The sequence below is a fragment of the Rhodanobacter sp. KK11 genome (assembly GCF_033345435.1).
GTDB lineage: Bacteria > Pseudomonadota > Gammaproteobacteria > Xanthomonadales > Rhodanobacteraceae > Rhodanobacter.
Genome location: NZ_JAWPMI010000005.1, coordinates 199,289 through 217,329, shown reverse-complemented (window position 1 = coordinate 217,329; position 18,041 = coordinate 199,289). Strand labels below are relative to the sequence as shown.

At 65.6% G+C, this 18,041-nt stretch carries 17 protein-coding genes and 1 pseudogene; 9 read left to right on the top strand and 9 right to left on the bottom strand.

Going from position 1 to position 18,041, the window contains the following annotated elements; translation table 11 throughout:
- Positions 1-37: 37 nt before the first annotated feature.
- Both R5H19_RS14430 and R5H19_RS14425 read right to left on the bottom strand, forming a co-directional pair.
- Positions 38-676, bottom strand: coding sequence for an HAD hydrolase-like protein (locus R5H19_RS14430; RefSeq protein WP_318159727.1), 639 nt, complete (start codon positions 674-676; stop codon positions 38-40).
- Entirely contained in the window at positions 676-1,860 is a 1,185-nt protein-coding gene (locus R5H19_RS14425; RefSeq protein ID WP_318159726.1) for a phosphoglycerate kinase, read from the bottom strand. The genes R5H19_RS14430 and R5H19_RS14425 overlap by 1 nt, the downstream gene beginning before the upstream one ends.
- Positions 1,861-2,032: 172 nt before the next feature.
- Between R5H19_RS14425 and maiA the strand changes: the two genes are divergently transcribed.
- Positions 2,033-2,707: a maleylacetoacetate isomerase gene (gene maiA / locus R5H19_RS14420; RefSeq protein WP_318159725.1), complete on the top strand. Its 675-nt coding sequence runs from the start codon at positions 2,033-2,035 to the stop codon at positions 2,705-2,707.
- Between the two features lie 91 nt (positions 2,708-2,798).
- Here maiA and R5H19_RS14415 read toward each other — a convergent pair whose 3' ends face one another.
- A complete protein-coding gene (locus R5H19_RS14415; protein WP_318159724.1) occupies positions 2,799-3,911 on the bottom strand; it encodes a PilT/PilU family type 4a pilus ATPase in 1,113 nt (370 codons plus the stop codon).
- 85 nt (positions 3,912-3,996) lie between these two features.
- On the opposite strand from R5H19_RS14415, the gene R5H19_RS14410 reads away from it, so the two are divergent.
- From R5H19_RS14410 to glmS, 5 genes are all read left to right on the top strand, one after another.
- Positions 3,997-4,557, top strand: coding sequence for a DUF4398 domain-containing protein (locus R5H19_RS14410; RefSeq protein ID WP_318159723.1), 561 nt, complete (start codon positions 3,997-3,999; stop codon positions 4,555-4,557).
- Positions 4,554-5,195 (top strand): hypothetical protein, encoded by a 642-nt coding sequence (locus R5H19_RS14405; protein ID WP_318159721.1) that lies wholly within the window; start codon positions 4,554-4,556, stop codon positions 5,193-5,195. Before R5H19_RS14410 ends, R5H19_RS14405 begins: the two co-directional genes overlap by 4 nt.
- 353 nt (positions 5,196-5,548) lie before the next feature.
- Positions 5,549-5,776 carry a YdcH family protein gene (locus R5H19_RS14400; RefSeq protein WP_068095161.1) on the top strand — a complete coding sequence of 76 codons (228 nt, stop codon included), beginning with the start codon at positions 5,549-5,551 and terminating at the stop codon, positions 5,774-5,776.
- 160 nt (positions 5,777-5,936) lie between these two features.
- Complete coding sequence (locus R5H19_RS14395; protein WP_318159720.1) at positions 5,937-7,307, top strand: pyridoxal-phosphate dependent enzyme; 1,371 nt, start codon at positions 5,937-5,939, stop codon at positions 7,305-7,307.
- Between the two features lie 129 nt (positions 7,308-7,436).
- Complete coding sequence (gene glmS / locus R5H19_RS14390; RefSeq protein ID WP_318159719.1) at positions 7,437-9,266, top strand: glutamine--fructose-6-phosphate transaminase (isomerizing); 1,830 nt, start codon at positions 7,437-7,439, stop codon at positions 9,264-9,266.
- Between the two features lie 176 nt (positions 9,267-9,442).
- On the opposite strand, the pseudogene R5H19_RS14385 reads toward glmS, so the two are convergent.
- Positions 9,443-9,783: pseudogene (locus tag R5H19_RS14385) on the bottom strand (cupin domain-containing protein); the annotation flags it as partial.
- A gap of 138 nt (positions 9,784-9,921) precedes the next feature.
- Here R5H19_RS14385 and R5H19_RS14380 point away from each other — a divergent pair.
- Positions 9,922-10,905, top strand: a complete 984-nt coding sequence (locus tag R5H19_RS14380; protein WP_318159718.1) for a methyltransferase domain-containing protein — start codon at positions 9,922-9,924, stop codon at positions 10,903-10,905.
- A gap of 98 nt (positions 10,906-11,003) precedes the next feature.
- Here the strand turns inward: R5H19_RS14380 and R5H19_RS14375 are convergent, their stop codons facing one another.
- Genes R5H19_RS14375 through rfbB form a run of 5 tightly spaced genes read right to left on the bottom strand, consistent with a single transcriptional unit; the run spans position 11,004 to position 15,861 of the window.
- Positions 11,004-12,416 (bottom strand): mannose-1-phosphate guanylyltransferase/mannose-6-phosphate isomerase, encoded by a 1,413-nt coding sequence (locus R5H19_RS14375; protein WP_318159717.1) that lies wholly within the window; start codon positions 12,414-12,416, stop codon positions 11,004-11,006.
- A 10-nt stretch (positions 12,417-12,426) separates the two neighbouring features.
- Complete coding sequence (rfbD, locus tag R5H19_RS14370) at positions 12,427-13,368, bottom strand: dTDP-4-dehydrorhamnose reductase (protein WP_318159716.1); 942 nt, start codon at positions 13,366-13,368, stop codon at positions 12,427-12,429.
- A complete protein-coding gene (gene rfbC, locus R5H19_RS14365; RefSeq protein ID WP_318159715.1) occupies positions 13,365-13,922 on the bottom strand; it encodes a dTDP-4-dehydrorhamnose 3,5-epimerase in 558 nt (185 codons plus the stop codon). Before rfbC ends, rfbD begins: the two co-directional genes overlap by 4 nt.
- A complete protein-coding gene (gene rfbA, locus R5H19_RS14360) occupies positions 13,919-14,815 on the bottom strand; it encodes a glucose-1-phosphate thymidylyltransferase RfbA (RefSeq protein ID WP_318159714.1) in 897 nt (298 codons plus the stop codon). The genes rfbC and rfbA overlap by 4 nt, the downstream gene beginning before the upstream one ends.
- On the bottom strand, positions 14,812-15,861 hold the full coding sequence (gene rfbB / locus R5H19_RS14355) for a dTDP-glucose 4,6-dehydratase (protein ID WP_318159713.1): 1,050 nt from the start codon (positions 15,859-15,861) through the stop codon (positions 14,812-14,814). Before rfbB ends, rfbA begins: the two co-directional genes overlap by 4 nt.
- A 179-nt stretch (positions 15,862-16,040) precedes the next feature.
- Here rfbB and R5H19_RS14350 point away from each other — a divergent pair, with 179 nt between their 5' ends.
- Complete coding sequence (locus tag R5H19_RS14350) at positions 16,041-17,207, top strand: cystathionine gamma-synthase (RefSeq protein WP_318159712.1); 1,167 nt, start codon at positions 16,041-16,043, stop codon at positions 17,205-17,207.
- Positions 17,208-17,256: 49 nt separating this feature from the next.
- Positions 17,257-18,033, top strand: coding sequence for an ABC transporter permease (locus R5H19_RS14345; protein WP_318159711.1), 777 nt, complete (start codon positions 17,257-17,259; stop codon positions 18,031-18,033).
- The last annotated feature ends 8 nt before the right edge of the window (positions 18,034-18,041 follow it).

Sequence of the window (18,041 nt, the reverse complement as noted above, 5' to 3'; positions counted from 1 at the left end):
AGCATTCGCGCACAGGGTGCGCTCCTACAGTGACGGTTCAGCCAAGCAGCAAGTCGGCCAGTTCGTCCGGCGCCGCCGCGATGGCGTGGGCGCCGGCCTGCTCCAGTTCCTCGCGGTCGCCGAAACCCCAGAGCACGCCGAGGCCGCGCACCTGGTTGGCGATTGCGCCGTCGATGTCGAAGTGGCGGTCGCCGATCATCACCGCGTCGGCCGGGTCGGCGCCGAAGTCGGCCAGCGCCTCGGCGATCATCGCGGCCTTCTCGCTGTGCGCGCTGCCCGGGTGCGGGCCGTACAGGCGCCCGAACGCCGCGCCGAACGACAGGTGGGCGATGATCGGTGCGGCGTGCCGGTGCGGCTTGCTGGTGACCACGGCGAGCCGGTGGCCGGCGCCGCGCAATCGCTCGATCAGCAGTTCGATGCCTGGATAGACCTGATGTTCGCGCCAGCCGTGGCTGTCGAAGCGTTCGTGGTAGTACGCCACCGCGGCCTCGATGCGTTCGGCGTCGTGGCCCAGCAGCGGCGCGAAGCTGTGCCGCAGCGGCGGGCCGATCCAGCGGCGCAGTTCCTCGGGCGCCGGTACCGGCACGTCCAGCCGCAGCAGTGCGTGTTTCACGCAGGCGGTGATGCCGTGTTCGGAATCGATCAGGGTGCCGTCGAGGTCGAACAGGCAGAGCATTACTTCGTGGCTCGGGCCTTCAGCGCGGCCACCGCGGGCAGCTCCTTGCCTTCGAGGAACTCCAGAAACGCGCCGCCGCCGGTGGAGATGTAGGAGACCTGGTCGGCGATGCCGTACTTGTCCACCGCGGCCAGGGTGTCGCCGCCGCCGGCGATGGAGAACGCCTTCGACGCGGCGATCGCGCGCGCCAGCGTCTCGGTGCCCTTGCCGAACGCGTCGAACTCGAACACGCCGACCGGACCGTTCCACACCACCGTGCCGGCCTTGGCGATCAGCGCGGCATAGAGTTCGGCGGTCTGCGGACCGATGTCCAGAATCATCTCGTCCGCGCCGACCTGGTCGACCGGCTTGATCGTGGCCGGCGCCTGCGCCGAGAACGCCGGCGCCACCACCACGTCGACCGGCATCGGCACCTCGGCGCCACGGCGTTTGGCGTCGGCCAGCACCTTCTTCGCGGCGTCGACCAGGTCCGGCTCGACCAGCGAGTTGCCGACCGAATGGCCCAGCGCGGCGATGAAGGTATTGGCGATGCCGCCGCCCACGATCAACTGGTCGACCTTGCCGATCAGGTTTTCCAGCAGCGTCAGCTTGGTGGAGACCTTGGAGCCGGCCACGATGGCCAGCAGCGGGTGCGCCGGGTGTTCCATCGCCTTGCCCAGCGCATCCAGTTCGGCGGACAGCAGCGGGCCGGCGGCGGCCACCGGGGCGTACTTGATCACGCCGTGGGTGGAGGCCTGCGCGCGGTGCGCGGTGCCGAACGCGTCCATCACGAAGATGTCGCACAGCGCGGCATATTTCTTCGCCAGCGCGTCGTCGTCCTTGCCTTCGCCGACGTTCATGCGGCAGTTTTCCAGCAGCACCACCTCGCCGGCCGCTACCGTGACGCCGTCGGTCAGGTAATTGGCCACCAGTCGTACCGGCTGGTCCAGCTTGCTGCTCAGCCACAGCGCCACCGGCGCCAGCGAGGATTCGGCATCGAACTGGCCTTCCTTCGGCCGGCCCAGGTGCGACATCACCATGACCTTCGCGCCGGCGTCGCGGGCGGCCCGGATCGTGGGCAGCGCAGCGTCGAGGCGCTGGGTCGAGGTGATCCGGCCGTGGTCGTCGATCGGCACGTTCAGGTCTTCGCGGATCAGCACGCGCTGGTCGCGCAGATCGAGGTCACTCATGCGGATGACGGACACGGCGGCACTCCCGGCTCATGGACTGGAACGGCCCCTGAAGGGCGGTAACCGCCTATTGTCCGGCTGCCTGGGCGTCGATGCAAACGGGCGGGCCGGCGCAGTGCGTTGCGGCGCGCCATGTGCCCGGTCCACACTGTGGCAAACTGCGGTTGTCCGTCAGGGGGGATGGTTCATGGCTAGCGGTTTGGTGCTCTACGGCTACTGGCGTTCCAGTGCCGCGTATCGGGTGCGCATTGCGCTGAATCTGAAGGGGCTCGAGTACGAGACGCGGCCGGTGCACTTGGTGCGCAATGGCGGCGAACAGCACGCGGCAGACTACCGCGCACTCAACCCGCAGCAGATGGTGCCCTGCCTGCTCGACGGCGACCGGGTGATCACCCAGTCGCTGGCGATCATGGAATACCTCGACGAGATGCATCCGGAGCTGGAGACGGCCCTGCTGCCGGTCGATGCGCGTGGGCGCGCACAGGTGCGCGCGCTGGCGATGGCGGTGTGCTGCGACATCCACCCGCTGGGCAACCTGCGCGTGCTGCAGCATCTGGAGGCCACGTTCGGCGCCAGCGAGGAACAGCGCGCGGCGTGGTCGCGGCACTGGATCGGCGCGGGCTTCCAGGCGATCGAGGCGATGCTGGGCGACAGCGTGGCGACCGGCCGCTATTGCCATGGTGAAACGCCGAGCATGGCCGACGCCTGCCTGGTCCCCCAGGTCTACAACGCGTTGCGCTGGAAGCTGCCGCTGGACGACTACCCGACCATCGCGCGCATCTACCGCGCCTGCAGCGAGCTGGAAGCGTTCCGGCGCGCGGCGCCGGAGGTCCAACCGGACGCGCCGCAAGGCGAGCAGTGAGTGAAGAGGAGTGCGCTGGGAGAGAGCCCGAAGTGAGGCGGGTTGTGCCGTCCCTCGCTTCTCACTCCCCTTCGCCCACTACCCCGGCTCTTCAGAAGCCCATCCCGTAAGGGTCGTTGCCGGCCAGTTCCGGGTCATTGGAACCGCCTTCGGCGAGGCGGATCTTCAACGCCAGGCCGTCGCGCGAGTCGGACTTGTTGAGCGCCTCTTCCAGTTCCACGCGGCCTTCCTTGTACAGCTTGTACAGCGACTGGTCGAAGGTCTGCATGCCTTCCTGCAGGCTGCGGTCCATCGCTTCCTTGATCTCGTGGATCTGGCCGCGGCGGATCATGTCGCGGATCAGCGGGGTGTTCAGCAGCACCTCGGCGGCCGGGATGCGGCGGCCGTCCTTGCCGATCACCAGGCGCTGGCTGATCACCGCGCGCAGGTTCAGCGCCAGGTTCATCAGCACGTTCTTGTGCGCCGATTCGGGGAAGAAGTTGAGGATGCGCTCCAGTGTCTGGTCGGCATTGTTCGAGTGCAGCGTGGCCAGGCACAGGTGGCCGGTCTCGGAAAAGGCGATCGCCGCCTCCATCGTGTCGGTGTCGCGGATCTCGCCGATCATGATCACGTCCGGCGCCTCGCGCATCGCGTTCTTCAGCGCTTCGTGGTAACTGTGGGTATCCAGGCCCACCTCGCGCTGGTTGACGATGGATTTCTTGTGCCGGTGCAGGTATTCGATCGGATCCTCGACGGTGAGGATGTGGCCGGGCGAGCTGCTGTTGCGGTGGTCGAGCATCGCCGCCAGCGTGGTCGACTTGCCCGAGCCGGTGGCGCCGACCACCAGGATCAGTCCGCGCGGCTCCATGATCAGGTCGCGGAAGATCGTCGGCAGCTGCAGCTGCTCGATGCTGGGGATCTCGCTCTTGATCGCGCGGATCACCATGCCGACCTCGCCGCGCTGCTTGAACACGTTGATGCGGAAGCGGCCGGCTTCCTTCACCGCGAGCGCCATGTTCAGTTCCAGGTCGCGCTCGAACTGCGGCACCTGGCCCTCGTCCATCAGCGAATAGGCGATCTTCTTGACCATGCCACCGGGCAGGCCGGTGTTGCCCAGCGGATACAGCTTGCCCTCGACCTTGATATTCACCGGGGCGCCGGTGGACAGGAACATGTCCGACGCGCCCTTGTCTACCATAAGCTTGAGGAAGTAGCCGATGTCCACGAATGACCCCTGGTTTGCGAAATGCGCGTTGCAATGATGGATTATGCCCGCCCACAATACGCTGCGACACACTAAGAGGAATGTGATGTACATCTTTTCCCCGCCGGCCGGATCCCTGCGCCGCATCCGCGCGGCTATCCCGGTGCTGGCCCTGGCCCTGATCCTGACCGGCTGCGCCTCGGTGCCGCCGCCGAACGATTCGATGAACCTGGCGCAGGCCCAGCTGCAGATGGCCCGCGATGCGGGTGCGGCGGACTATGCGCCGGTCGACCTGGGTTTCGCGCAGGACAAGTTCCAGTTGGCGCAGGCGGCCATGGCCGAGCGCAAGTATGCCGACGCGGCGAACCTGGCCGAGGAGTCGCGGGCCGATGCCGAGCTGGCCCAGGCCAAGGCCCGACTGGGCGCGGCGCGGGCGCAGATCCAGAGCAAGCTGCAGGAAAACACCCGCCTGCGCCAGCAGGGCGAACAGGCCGCGGCGGCCGCCCAGGCGCCGCCGGCGCCGGCCCCGTCCGACGTGCCGCCGACCGGAGACATGCCGGCGCCGTCCTCGTCGATCCTGTCCACGCCGCCGTCCGAGGGCTTCCAGACCGTACCTGATACCGTCCAGCAGCCCGCGGCGAATGACCCCCAGGGAGGCCAGCCATGAAGCGCTCCACCGCCACCCTTGCCGTGATCGCGTTGGCGCTGGCCAGCCTCGGCCCGGCGCACGCCCGGAAGGACGACATCGACATCAGTCGGCTGACCGGCAGCCTCAACCAGCTCGCCAACGACCCCGGCATGGGCAACTACGCACAGGCCGAGCAGGCGCGCGCACGCGACGCGATCAACCGGCTGGCTCAGGCCAGCTCGCGCGACCGCCCGCATGTGCTGTACCTGGCCGAACGCCGGGTCGACCTGGCCAAGACTGCCGCGCAGCTGCAGGACGCCCAGATCAAGCTGACCCAGCTCGATCGTGAACATGACCAGATCCTGCTCGACAACAGCCGGCGCGATGCGGAACTGGCGCGGCGCGAACTGGAGCGCCAGCGCCTGCAATACCAACTGGCGCAGGAAGAGGCGGCCCGGCTGCAGGCGCAGGGGCAGGAATACTCGCAGGCGGCCGAGCAGGCGCGCGCCGAGGCCGAGCGGGCGAAAAAACTGGCGGCGGCGCAGAGCCGGGTGGCCAAGGCCGCCAAGCGCCAGGCCGAGCTGGCTGCCCAGGCGGCCAAGGCGATGCGTTCGCAGATGGAAGGCACCGACAAGCCGACCGAGACGAATCCGGACGCGTCCAAACAACATCCTTAGAGGGGTGCCGGCGTGGGCGTGTCTGGCGCCCTGCCATGGTCCGGCACGGGGCTCGCCCGTGCCTGGTTAGCTAAATGTAAAATACTGTTCTGACAGCTTTTTCACGCGAACTCCCGGGTTTCGTGAAGAGCCTCCGAAAGGCTTGCAGCCCCCCCCGGCGGGGGAGTAGGGTCAAAGTCCCACGGGGCATCCAGGCTCCGTGGGCAACTGACCCGGACCATGCGCTTATTCCACGTTTCCCAACTCCTCCTGCGTTCCGTTGGACCGGCGTGGGGCGTGGGTGCGCGCGTGTGTTCATCGTCTGCGGGTGCTTCCTGTCGCATCCGCACGTCAACTCGCGAGGAGGTCGGATCATGTTTGAAAACCAGCAGCGTGATGATGTCGAGGCATTGATGAAGGCCGACGCCGAATTCCGGCGGCTCTACCAGCATCACCGCGAACTCGACAGCAAGGTGCACGACGCCGACATCGGCGTACTGCCCATCGACGATGTCACCCTTGCCAGCATGAAAAAGGAGAAACTGCTGGCCAAGGCGCGACTCGAACGCATGTGGGCGGATCGGGCGCACCTTATCCACTGACCCGCTGCTTCACACGCCAACGCGGCCCCGGGCTCTTCCTTAGCGTATCGGGAAGGGCGCCGGGGCCGCCGCGTTTGCGGCGTACGCCCGGGGCGAGCGGTTATCATGATGGTCCCGCAGCGGCGGCCTCTTCCGCGGCTGCCCCAGCGACGGAGTCCCCATGACGGTCCACCAGAGTGTCCTCGAACTGATCGGACATACCCCGATGGTGCGCGCGCAGCACCTGGACACCGGGCCGTGCACGCTGTTCCTCAAGCTGGAAAGCGCCAACCCCGGCGGCTCGATCAAGGACCGCATCGGCCTGTCGATGATCGAGGGCGCCGAGAAGGATGGTCGCATCCGCCCGGGCGACATCCTGGTCGAAGGCACCGCCGGCAACACCGGCCTGGGCCTGGCGCTGGTCGCGCAGCAGAAGGGCTACCGGCTGATCCTGGTGGTGCCGGACAAGATGAGCCGGGAGAAGATCTTCAACCTCAAGGCGATGGGTGCCGAGGTGGTGCTGACCCGCTCCGACGTGGCCAAGGGCCACCCCGAGTACTACCAGGACATGGCCGAGCGGATCGCCCGCGAAACACCCGGTGCCTACTTCATCAACCAGTTCGGCAACCCCGACAACCCGGCCGCGCACATCGCCAGCACCGGTCCGGAAATCCTCGAGCAGATGGATGGCAAGGTCGACGCGATCGTGGTCGGCTGCGGCTCCTCCGGCACGCTCAGCGGCCTGTCGAAGTTCTTCGCCGAACATTCCCCGCAGACCGAGTTGATCCTGGCCGATCCGGTCGGCTCGATCCTGGCGCAGTACATCAACGAGGGCACGCTCTCGACCAAGTCCGCCAGCTGGATGGTCGAAGGCATCGGCGAGGATTTCCTGCCCAGCATCAGCGACTTCACCCGGGTCAAGAAGGCCTATGCGATCCCCGACAAGGAGAGCTTCCTCACCGCGCGCGAACTGCTGGCGAAGGAAGGCATCCTGGGCGGCTCGTCCACCGGCACCCTGGTCGCCGCGGCGCTGCGTTACTGCCGCGAGCAGACCCATCGCAAGCGCGTGGTGACCCTGGTCTGCGACACCGGCAACAAGTACCTGTCCAAGCTGTACAACGACTACTGGATGCTCGACAACGGCTTCATCGAGCGCGAGCAGCACGGCGACCTGCGCGACCTGCTGCTGCGCCCGTTCGCCCAGCGCGACACCGTGGTGGTCGGTCCGAACGAGCTGCTGATCACCGCCTACAACCGCATGAAGCTGTACGACGTGTCGCAGCTGCCGGTGATGGACGGCCGCAAGCTGGTCGGCATCGTCGACGAGTCCGACGTGCTGATCCACGTGCACGTCGACGGCGCGCGCTTCCGCGACCCGGTGTCGACCGCGATGATGACGAACCTGCAGAAACTCGACGTGCGCTCGCCGGTCGAATCGCTGCTGCCGGTGTTCGAGCGCGGCCACGTGGCGATCGTGGTCGACGGCGACGATTTCCTCGGCCTGATCACCCGCATCGATCTGCTGAACTGGCTGCGCCGCAAGGTGGATTGAACGATCCGGCGCTGCGCGTGTCGATGTGGCGGTCCGGTCCGCGAAAGGTTGCGTCAATGCAGTCCGGCCAAAATCGCTTGCCCGTGACGGGGCCCGAGGTTCTGTCACCCATCAAAGGAAGCTGCCCCGATGTGCGGAATTGTTGCTGCCGTTGCCCAGCGTGACGTCGCCCCGCTGCTGATTGCCGGCCTTAAGGCCCTCGAATACCGCGGCTACGACTCCTCCGGCGTGGCCGTGCTCGACCGCGGCGCGATCCGCCGCGTGCGCGCCAAGGGCAAGGTGCGCGAGATGGAGGCGCTGTACCAGGCCGCCCCGCTGCCCGGTGGCACCGGCATCGCGCATACCCGCTGGGCCACCCACGGCGTGCCGAACGAGGCGAACGCGCATCCGCACGTCGCCGGCCGGGTGGCGATCGTGCACAACGGCATCATCGAGAACTACGTCGGCCTGCGCGCCGAGCTGCAGGCGGGCGGCCACGTGTTCACTTCGGAAACCGACACCGAGGTGATGGCTGCGCTGATCGACCGGCGCATCAGCCAGGGCCTGAACCTGTGCGAGGCGGTGCTGGCCACCGTGCGCGAACTGGAAGGTGCCTATGCGATCGCGGTGCTCAGCAGCGACGAGCCCGACCACGTGGTCGGCGCGCGCCGCGGCGCGCCGCTGCTGGTCGGCGTGGGCATCGGCGAGAACTTCCTCGGCTCCGACGCCCAGGCGCTGGTCCAGGTCACCAACAGGATGATCTATCTCGACGAGGGCGACGTGGTCGAGATCACCCGCGACAGCGTGCAGGTGTACGGCCTCGACGGCACGCCGGTCGAGCGCGCCGTGCACGAGAGCGAGCTGTCCACCGACGCGGTGGAGCGCGGCGAATACCGTCACTACATGCAGAAGGAAATCTTCGAGCAGCCGCGTGCGGTGGCCGATACGCTGGAGGCGCGCATCGGCGCGCACGGCGTGTTGCCGAACATCTTCGGCATCGACAGCGGCGCGCTGCTGCAGGCCACCCGCGGCCTGCACATCGTCGCCTGCGGCACCAGCTATCACGCCGGCCTGGTCGCCAAGTACTGGATCGAGGAGTACGCCAAGCTGCCGGTGGCGGTGGAAGTGGCCAGCGAATACCGCTACCGCGAGACGGTGGTGCCCGAGGGCACGCTGTTCGTGGCGATCTCGCAGTCCGGCGAAACCGCCGACACCCTGGCCGCACTGCGCGAATCGCGCCGTCGGGGCTACCTGGGCACGCTGGTCATCTGCAATTCGCCCGAGTCCTCGCTGGTACGCGAGGCGGACCTGAAGTTGATGACCCGCGCCGGCCCCGAGATCGGCGTGGCTTCGACCAAGGCCTTCACCACCCAGCTGGCCGGCCTGGCCCTGCTGGCGTTGGAACTGGCCCGTCGCAACGGCCTTGATGACGATCGCTACGCGGCGCTGTGCGCCGAGCTGCAGCGCCTGCCGCGCGCGATCGAAAACGCGCTGCAGCTGGAGTCGGCGATCATCGAACTGGCCGGCGAGTTCATCCAGCGCCAGCATGCGCTGTTCCTCGGCCGCGGCGTGCAGTATCCGGTGGCGCTGGAAGGTGCGCTGAAGCTCAAGGAGATCTCCTACATCCACGCCGAAGCCTATGCCGCCGGCGAGCTCAAGCATGGCCCGCTGGCCCTGGTCGACGAGAACATGCCGGTGATCGCGGTGGCGCCGAACGGTCCGCTGCTGGACAAGCTCAAATCCAACCTGCAGGAAGTGCGCGCCCGCGGCGGCCGCCTGATCGTGTTCGCCGACGGCGCCGCCGGCATGGACGACATGGCCGGCACCGGCGTCATGCTGAGGGTGGAATCTGGCGGCAGCTTCATCGCCCCGGCCGTGTTCACCGTGCCGCTGCAGCTGCTCGCCTACCACGTCGCCGTGCTGCGCGGCACCGACGTCGACCAGCCGCGCAATCTGGCCAAGTCGGTGACCGTCGAATAACCCGTAGGGCGGGCACCGCCCGCCGGCTCTTCGTCGTCGACGATGCGTTGCGGCCAGGGCGGCGGGCATTGCCCGCCCTACGAAGCTGTGGAGCGGGGCGAGAAATGAGGGAAGAGGAGTGAGAAACGAGCAAGAGCTTCACTGCCTTTCTCGCGCTTCCCACTTCTTCCTGGCTTTCAGGCGCGACCGTAGACGTCGTCGTAGCGCACGATGTCGTCTTCGCCTAGGTAGCTGCCGGACTGTACCTCGATCAGCTCCAGCGGCAGCTTGCCGGGGTTGCGCAGGCGGTGCCGGCTGCCCAGCGGGATGTAGGTGCTCTGGTTCTCACCGAGCAGGAACACCTTGTCGTCGCAGGTGACCTCGGCGGTGCCGGAAACCACGATCCAGTGCTCGGCGCGGTGGTGATGTTTCTGCAGGCTCAAGCCGCGCTGGGTTTGATCACGATACGCTTGACCAGGAAACGCCGGCTTTCCTCCAGCGAGGCATCGTTGCCCCACGGGCGATGCACCACGCGATGCACCACTGGCGTGGCGTCCGGCGTGGTCATCACGAGCAGATCGTCGACGCTGACGGTGACGACCAGGCGGCGATCGTGCGAGCGCGACAGGGGAATTGTGTGTCCACCAGACGCAACAGCGCGCTATGCTTCCGCGCAATGAAACAGGCTATTGAGCCATCCTTTGCAATAAAGCGCCGCAGGATCGGATTTACTAATTTCAGAGCCTATCCGCATAAACGATTGTTGGAGGAAGAGGTGGAAAACGACCCGATGCATGAGTTTTTCAGTACCGAATACTTCGACGAAAGAACCATGGCCTCGGTCATTGATGCCATTCACTCGGCCCACGCAGACAAGGGCATCGGCGGAGGTGGCGATGTGTTCGATGCGAGACGTATTGCCATAACGATCGAGTACATTCGTCGTCATGGCTTGTCCACGGGATTTTGTGTTGAGATCGGGAGCCTGAAATATCTTTCCTCGAAAGTTATTTGGAGCTGCTTCGATGCAGTGAATCTGGTAGGTACTCGGCACGATCTTCGTCGCAGTCCTATGCCGTTTCCTGACAATTTTGTCGACAACATCATATGCACTGAGGTTATCGAACACATATCCGACATATGCTACGAGCAGGCGACCACGCTGAGCGGGGTCTTCTTCTTCCTCAATGAAGCGAAGAGGGTTCTCAAACAAGGCGGGCGAATGTTGATTACGACGCCTAATGCCGCCAGCCTATGGGCGCTCCAGGCGGCTCTCTTGGGGCAGTCTCCCATGATGTATGAATGGCACTTCAGAGAATTCACCGTCCACGAAATGAAGCAGATCGTTGAGAGTATCGGTGGACTGAGGCTCGTCGTGCACAACACGGAATTCGTATGGCATTTATGGAATTTTTCGCATATAACCGAATTTCTCAAGCAGGCTTCATTCAGCACGAGCGATCGCGGTGACGATCAATTCATCGTGATTGAGAAAGATGATTCGATTGAGGCCATTCCTCATAGTCTCAATCTGCCGCGCAAGGAACCGCCCGCTCCATCCATAAAACGACGCTGGTCGCTGTCTAGTCAGATGTTGATGGCCAAAGCACGTCATCGACTCTGGCCGAAAAGTACTATCCAGCGTATGAAATCTTACTGACGCCTTCATGGCGTCGACCTAGGGTGCATCGCTTCGAGAGTTACGAAATCAGAGTGGAAACTCTGGGGCGAGCGTCATGCTATTTCTCATGCCAGTCATTAGGCGCGGCCGTAGACGTCGTCGTAGCGCACGATGTCGTCTTCGCCTAGGTAGCTGCCGGACTGTACCTCGATCAGCTCCAGCGGCAGCTTGCCGGGGTTGCGCAGGCGGTGCTTGCTGCCCAGCGGGATGTAGGTGCTCTGGTTCTCACCGAGCAGGAACACCTTGTCGTCGCAGGTGACCTCGGCGGTGCCGGAAACCACGATCCAGTGCTCGGCGCGGTGGTGATGCTTCTGCAGGCTGAGGGCAGCGCCGGGCTTGACCACGATGCGCTTGACCTGGAAGCGCTCGCCTTCCTCCAGCGAGTCGTAGCTGCCCCACGGCCGGTACACCACGCGGTGCAGCGAATGCTCGCTGCGGCCGGCGGCCTTCAGTTGCTCGACGATCTTCTTCACGTCCTGCGCCGCGTCGCGATGCGCCACCAGGGTGGCGTCCGGGGTGGTCACCACGATCAGGTCGTCGACGCCGACGGTGGCGAGCAGATGGCGCGCGTGCGAACGCAGCAGCGAGTTGCGCGTGTCCACCGCCAGGGTGTCGCCCTCGCGCAGATTGCCGTCGGCGTCCTTGTCGCCGGTGAGCCACAACGCCGACCACGAACCGATGTCGCTCCATGCGCAGCTGACCGGGACCACAGCGGCGCGCCGGGTCTTCTCCATCACCGCGTAGTCGATCGAGTCGTCCGGTACCTGGGCGAACGCGTCGCGATCGATGCGCACGAAGTCGAGGTCGGCGGTGGCTTTCGCGTGCGCCTCGCGCACTGCCGCCAGCATCGCCGGCGCATGTGCGGCCAGTTCTTCCAGGTAGCGCGCTGCCTTGAACAGGAACATGCCGGAATTCCAGTCGTAGCCGCCATCGGCAAGGTACGACTCGGCGGTGGCCAGGTCCGGCTTCTCGACGAACTGCTCCACGCGAAAACCGTGGCCGTCGATCGCCTCGGCGCGGCGGATGTAGCCGAAGCCGGTCTCCGGGCGATCCGGGCGGATGCCGAACGTCACCAGCCAGCCCTGCGTGGCCAGCGGCAGTGCCTGCTTCACCGCTTCGACGAAGGCACCGGTGTCGCCGATCAGGTGGTCGGCCGGCAACACCAGCAGCACGGCGTCGGCATCGCGCTGCAACGCCTGCAGTGCGCCCAGCGCGATCGCCGGTGCGGTATTGCGCGCCAGCGGCTCCAGCACGATGGTGGCGTCTTCGATGTCCGCTTCCAGCAACTGGTCGGCGGCAAGGAAGCGGTGATCTTCGCTGGCCACCACGACTGGTGCGGCAACCTCCGGCAATTGCCGGGTGCGTGCGATGGTCTGCTGGAACAGCGTGCCCTTGCCGGCTAGCTCCAGGAATTGCTTGGGCAGGTTCTTGCGCGAGACCGGCCACAGCCGGGTGCCGCTACCGCCACTGAGGATGAGGGGAATCAACATGGCTTGATCCTTAAGTTTGGTGCCCGGATGCGGCGAGCCGGCACATCACCTCGTGCAGGCCATGCCGCCAGTCGGGCAACGGGAAATCGAAATGCTGCCGGAAGCCGTCATTGTCCAGCAACGAGCAGGCCGGGCGCACGGCCGGTGTGGGGAATTCGGCGCTGCCGATCGCGACCACGCGGGGTGAGCGTGCCAGCAGGCCCAGCGCCGCGGCTTCCTCGAAGATCGCGCTGGCGAAGCCGTGCCAGCTGGTGGCGCCGCTGGCAACCAGGTGATGGGTGCCGGCCAGCGTGCGCCGCTGCGTTGCGTCGGCCTGCGCCCAGCGATCGAGCGCGGTGAGCGTGCCGTGCACGATCAGCCCGGTGTCGGTGGGCGCGCCGTGCTGGTCGGCCACCACGCGCAGCTCGTCGCGCTCGGCGCCCAGGCGCAGCATGGTGCGCAGGAAGTTGTGGCCGTGCGTGGCGTAGACCCACGCGGTGCGGAAGGTGAGGTGGTCGGCGCCGCTGTCGCGCAGCGCCTGTTCGCCCGCCAGCTTGCTGCGGCCATAGGCGCTGAGCGGGCCGGTGGGTGCATCGACTGCGTAGGGCCGGGACTGCTTGCCATCGAACACGTAGTCGGTGGAGTAGTGGATCACCAGCGCGCCATGCGCCGCGGCCCATTGGCCGAGCACCCCCACCGCCTCGCCGTTGACGCGGGTGGCCAGTGCTTCTTCCTGTTCGGCGCGGTCGACCGCGGTGTACGCGGCGGTGTTGACGATCACGTCCGGGCGCACACGGTCGAGCAGGGTGGGCAGCGATTCGGGAGCCGACAGGTCGGCGATCTCGCCGTTGCCGCCGGCGGCCAGCAAGCCGTCGCGGCTGGCGACGGTCAGCCCACCGCGGGCGGCCAGGCCACCCTGGTCAAAAAACGTGCGGCCGAGCTGGCCGTTGGCGCCGAGCAGCAGAATCCTCACGATGCGTAGACCGGCAACCACTCGGGCGGCACCTCGGCCAGCAGCGGCGTCCTGCCGTCCTTGTCCGACAACAGCGGTGCGCTGACCGGCCAGTCGATGCCGAGCGCGGCGTCGTTCCAGCGGATGCCGGCATCCGCCTTCGGGTCGTACAGCGCGGTGCACTGGTAGCAGAAAGTGGCGAACTCGGAGACCACGCAGAAGCCGTGCGCGAAACCTTCCGGTATCCAGAAGTGGCGGTGGTTCTCGGCGGTGAGCATCACGCCCACCGATTGCCCGAAGCTGGGCGAGCCGCGGCGGATGTCCACCGCCACGTCGTACACCTCGCCTTCCAGCACGCTGACCAGCTTGCCCTGCGGGTTCGGCCACTGGTAATGCAGGCCGCGCAGCACGCCGCGGGCGGAGCGCGACACGTTGGACTGCACGAAGTCGACGTCGATGCCGGCCTCGATCCACTTGGCCTTGTTGTAGCTTTCGTAGAAGAAGCCGCGGGAGTCGCCGAACACCTGCGGTTCGATGATCAGTGCGCCGGGCAACGCGGTTTCGATCACTTTCATTGCACGTGGCCTTGTCGGGTCAGCTGTTGCAGGTACTGGCCGTAGCCGGTCTTGGCCAGCGGTGCGGCCAGCGCCAACAACTGCTCGGAGCTGATCCAGCCGCTGACGTAGGCGATCTCCTCCGGACAGCACACTTTCAGGCCTTGCCGGTTCTCGATCGTCTCGATGTAGTTGCCCGCTTCCATCAGCGATTCGTGGGTGCCGGTGTCGAGCCAGGCGAAGCCGCGGCCGAGCTGCTCCAGGTGCAGCGAGCCGTCGTCGAGGTAGCAGCGGTTGAGGTCGGTGATCTCCAGTTCGCCGCGCGGCGAGGGTTTCAGCGCGGCGGCGTAGTCGCATACGCGGCCGTCGTAGAAGTACAGGCCGGTGACGGCGTAGTTCGATTTCGGCCGGGCCGGCTTTTCCTCCAGTCCGACCACCTTGCCGGCGGCGTCGAACTCGGCCACGCCGTAGCGCTCTGGGTCCTTCACCCAGTAGCCGAACACGGTGGCGCCGTGCTCGCGCGCGGCGGCGCGCTTGAGTCGCTCGGTGAAGCCGTGGCCGTAGAAGATGTTGTCGCCCAGCACCAGGCAGCTCGGCTTGCCGTCGACGAAGTCGCGGCCGATGGTGAATGCCTGCGCCAAGCCGTCGGGCGAGGGCTGCACTGCATAGTGGATGGCGATGCCCCACTGCGAGCCGTCGCCGAGCAGGCGCTGGAACATCTCCTGCTCGTGCGGGGTGTTGATGACCAGCACCTCGCGGATGCCGGCCAGCATCAGCGTGGCCAGCGGGTAGTAGATCATCGGTTTGTCGTACACCGGCAGCAGCTGCTTGCTGATGGCGCGGGTGATCGGGTGCAGCCGGGTGCCGGAACCGCCGGCGAGGATGATGCCCTTGCGTGCGTTGGTCGTGGTCATGCGCCCAGCCTCTCCAAGCGGTAGCTGCCGTCAAGCACACGTTGCACCCACGGCTGGTGGTCGAGATACCAGTCGACCGTGGCGGCGATGCCGCTCTCGAAAGTCTGCGACGGCTTCCAGCCCAGCTCGCGCTGCAGCTTGCTGGAGTCGATCGCGTAGCGGCGGTCGTGACCGGGGCGGTCCTTCACGTAGGTGATCAGCGATTCGCGCGGGCGGCCGCCAGCCAGCGGGCAGCGTTCGTCGAGCAGCGCGCAGATCGTCTTCACCACGGTGAGGTTGGTGCGCTCGGCATTGCCGCCCACGTTGTAGGTCTCGCCGACACGGCCGGCTTCCAGCACGCGGCGGATCGCGCTGCAGTGGTCGCCCACGTACAGCCAGTCGCGGATGTTCAGGCCGTCGCCGTAGACCGGCAGCGATTCGCCGGCCAGCGCCTTGGCGGTCACCAGCGGAATGAGCTTCTCGGGGAACTGGAACGGCCCGTAGTTGTTCGAGCAGTTGGTGGTGAGCACCGGCAGGCCGTAGGTGTGGTGGAACGCACGCACCAGATGGTCGGAGGCGGCCTTCGACGCGGAGTACGGCGAGTTCGGCGCGTACGGCGTGGTCTCGGTGAACTTGCCCTCGGCGCCGAGCGAGCCGTACACCTCGTCGGTGGACACGTGCAGGAAGCGAAAGTCCTCGCGGGCGGCGCCTTCCAGGCCGCGCCAGTAGTCGCGGGCGCATTCCAGCAGACCCAGCGTGCCCACCACGTTGGTCTGCACGAACTCGGCCGGACCGTCGATCGAGCGGTCGACGTGCGACTCGGCGGCGAAATTGACGATCGCGTCGGGATGGTGCTCGGCCAGTAGCTTCGCCACCAGGGCGCGGTCGCCGATGTCGCCGTGGATGAAAATGTGACGCGCATCACCCTGCAGCGAGGCCAGTGTGTCGAGGTTGCCGGCGTAGGTGAGCTTGTCCAGGTTGACCACGCGCAGGCCGTCCGCCACGGCCTGCAACACGAAATTGGCGCCGATGAAACCGGCTCCGCCGGTGACGAGAAGGGTTCTCATGAATCGCATATCCCTGCGGGTAGCAAGGCGCTTATTGTTGCACGGCGGTCGCGGGCGGCGGCCGGCGGGCTTTCCGGGCAACGGTTGGCGTTAAGGCAAAGCAGGGCCACGCAGGTACAATGCGTGATCCCTCATTGGCGCCCGGCTTTGCCAGTGCCACCCTGCCTGCGGTACCTGCCATGCCCAAGAAGACGCCTGTTGCCAGTCACGGACTCGGGACGCGTGCGATCCACGCCGGTCAGCACCCCGACCCTTCGACCGGCGCGATCATGACGCCGATCTACGCCACTTCCACCTACGTGCAGGAGAGCCCGGGCAAGCACAAGGGCTACGAGTATTCGCGCACGCAAAATCCCACGCGCATGGCCTACGAGCGTTGCGTGGCGGATCTTGAAGGCGGCGTGGCCGGTTTCGCATTCGCCTCAGGCCTGGCTGCGGCGTCGACGGTGCTGGACCTGCTCGACTCGGGCAGCCATGTGATCGCGATGGACGATCTCTATGGCGGCACCTACCGTCTGTTCGAGCGGGTGCGCCGGCGTTCGGCCGGGCTGGACTTCAGCTTCGTGGACTTGAACGATACGGCGGCGCTGAAAGCAGCACTGAGACCAAACACGCGGATGATCTGGGCCGAAACCCCGACCAATCCGATGCTCAAACTGGTCGACCTGGCCAAGGTCGCCGCGTTCGCGAAGAAGCACGGCCTGATCCTGGTCGTGGACAACACTTTCTGCTCGCCGATGGTGCAGCGGCCGCTGGAATTCGGCGCCGACCTGGTGCTGCATTCGGCTACCAAGTACATCAACGGCCACTCCGACATGGTCGGCGGCATCGTGGTCGCCGGCAGCCAGGATTTGGCTGAGCAAATGGCATTCCTGCAGAATTCGGTGGGTGCGGTGGCGGGCCCGTTCGACGCCTTCCTCGCAATGCGAGGCTTGAAGACACTGCACTTGCGTATGGACGCTCATTGCCGGAACGCGATGGGCATGGCTAAGTGGCTGGAAAAACACCCCGACGTCAAACGCGTCATCTATCCTGGACTGAAGAGTCATCCACAACATGCGTTGGCAAGTCGACAAATGCACGGTTTCGGCGGCATTGTCACGGTCGAGCTCAAAGGTGGCTTGAAAAAGGCGCGTCGCATGCTAGAGCGCTGCGATCTTTTTGCGCTGGCCGAATCCCTCGGTGGCGTCGAGAGCCTGGTCGAGCATCCGGCAATCATGACCCATGCCTCGGTGCCGCTGGCGCGTCGCGAAGAGCTGGGTATCGTGGGTGGGCTGGTACGACTGAGCGTCGGGGTGGAGCTGCTCGACGACCTCGTCGAGGACGTTCGTCGTGCGTTGGCGTAATCAAGTTGACCGAACCTCATCCGGTCCGGGCCGAGAAGGATAGAACGTCGTGGCGAATCATCTCAGGCTCGTTTACCAGCTAACAAAAAGAGAAGTGGTAGGTCGCTACAAGGGGTCGATGCTCGGCATTTTCTGGTCCTTCGTTAACCCGCTGCTGATGCTCTTCGTTTACACCATGTTTTTTTCGGTGATCCTGAAAATCAAGTGGGGCCTGAACGACGAGAGCAAGTCCGACTTCGCGATCCTGCTGTTTGTCGGCTTGGTGATGTATGGTTTCATCGCCGAATGCATCAATCGCGCGCCCGGTCTCATTATCGGCAACGTGAATTACGTCAAAAAGGTGGTTTTCCCGCTCGCTATCTTGCCGGTGGTTTCCTGTGGTTCTGCCCTGTTTCACTGGGCGATCAGCATGCTTGTGCTGATACTGGCACTGATATTTTTCGGTAATGGCGTGCCAGTAACCGCACTCCTGATCGTTCCGGTCATGGTGCCGTTGGTGCTTTATGGCCTTGGCCTTGGGTGGATTCTCGCGGCGATGGGGGTGTTCGTCCGCGATATCAGTCAAGTGGTTGGCGTGTTTTCGCAGGTGCTCATGTTCATGTCGCCGGTTTTTTTCCCCGCTTCGAAGATACCAGCGGCTTATCAGGGTGTGTTCCGCGCGAATCCGTTGACGGGCATCATCGAGCAGGCGCGTGCTGTACTTGTCTTTGGCAAGCAGCCGGACTGGAACAGTCTGATGCTGCAAGTACTGGTTGCACTGGTGGTATGCGCTGTTGGCTATGGATGGTTCAGTATGAGCAAGCGTGGCTTTGCCGATGTGCTTTGAGAGCCGTT